Raw genomic sequence first — 1,652 nt, 5'->3', positions numbered from 1 at the left:
CTCCCCCCCCCCCCCCCCCCCCCCCCCACCCCACCCTCCCCCCCCCCCTCCCCCCCCCCGCCCCCCGCCCCCCCCCCCCCCCCCCCCCCCGCCCGCGCGCGTTTTCCGACTGCTGGAAATCGTGGCCCGATTGGCGCGGCCGAAACGGTTTCAGAACGCTGTCGGAAGCGTAAAGTCCCAGCATGGACCGCCGAATTTTCGGGCTGGAGAACGAGTACGGCGTCACGTGCACGTTTCGGGGACAACGGCGTCTGTCTCCGGACGAGGTGGCCAGGTACCTCTTCCGCCGCGTAGTTTCCTGGGGACGCAGCAGCAATGTCTTCCTGCGCAACGGCGCCCGCCTCTATCTGGACGTCGGTTCGCATCCCGAGTACGCCACGCCGGAGTGCGACGACGTCACCGAGCTGGTGACGCACGACAAGGCGGGTGAACGCATCCTGGAGGGCCTCCTGGTGGACGCCGAGCGGCGGCTGCACGAGGAGGGCATCGCCGGGGACGTCTACCTCTTCAAGAACAACACCGACTCGGCGGGCAACTCCTACGGCTGCCACGAGAACTACCTGGTGGCCCGGCACGGCGAGTTCTCCCGGCTGGCCGACGTGCTCATCCCGTTCCTGGTGACCCGTCAGCTGATCTGCGGTGCGGGCAAGGTGCTGCAGACGCCGCGCGGCGCGGTCTACTGCGTGAGCCAGCGGGCCGAGCACATCTGGGAGGGCGTCAGCTCGGCGACCACCCGGTCCCGTCCGATCATCAACACCCGGGACGAGCCGCACGCGGACGCCGAGCGGTACCGGCGGCTGCACGTGATCGTCGGCGACTCCAACATGTCGGAGACCACCACGCTGCTCAAGGTCGGCGCCACCGACCTGGTGCTGCGGCTGATCGAGGCCGGTGTGGTGATGCGGGACCTGACGCTGGAGAACCCGATCCGGGCGATCCGCGAGGTCAGCCACGACCTGACCGGCCGGCACCAGGTGCGGCTGGCGAACGGCCGGGAGGCCAGCGCCCTGGAGATCCAGGAGGAGTACTTCACCAAGGCGCTGGAGTTCGCCGACCGCAAGGGGCTGAACACCGGCACGGTGGCCCGGGTCCTGGAGCTGTGGGGTCGCACGCTGGAGGCGGTGCGCACCGAGGACCTGGCCAAGGCCGGCACCGAGATCGACTGGATCATGAAGTACCAGCTGATCGAGCGCTACCGCGAGAAGCACCAGATGAGCATGTCCAACCCGCGGATCGCCCAGATCGACCTCGCGTACCACGACATCCACCGCCGGCGCGGGCTCTTCTACCTGCTGCAGGGCAAGGGCCAGGCGCAGCGGGTGACCACCGACCTGAAGACCTTCGAGGCGAAGTCGGTACCGCCGCAGACCACCCGGGCCCGGCTGCGCGGGGACTTCATCCGTCGGGCGCAGGAGCAGCGCCGGGACTTCACGGTGGACTGGGTGCACCTGAAGCTGAACGACCAGGCGCAGCGCACGGTGCTCTGCAAGGACCCGTTCCGCTCGGTGGACGAGCGGGTGGAGAAGCTGATCGCCGGGATGTAGCCGGCGGACCGGCCGGGGGGGGGGGGGGGGGGGGGGGGGGGGGGGGGGGGGGGGGGGGGGTTGGGGTGCCGTTGTCCTCTTGCTGCTCCTTCTCTGTTCCGGTCTCCC

At 70.2% G+C, this 1,652-nt stretch carries 1 protein-coding gene; it reads left to right on the top strand.

Annotation, left to right across the window (positions count from 1 at the left end; genetic code table 11):
* Positions 1 to 182 precede the first annotated feature (182 nt).
* Positions 183 to 1,544, top strand: a complete 1,362-nt coding sequence (pafA, locus tag ACZ38L_RS37245) for a Pup--protein ligase (RefSeq protein ID WP_396564956.1) — start codon at positions 183 to 185, stop codon at positions 1,542 to 1,544.
* The last annotated feature ends 108 nt before the right edge of the window (positions 1,545 to 1,652 follow it).

This window comes from Kitasatospora sp. NPDC024654, assembly GCF_055559155.1.
This window is presented reverse-complemented; position numbering and strand designations above follow the sequence as displayed.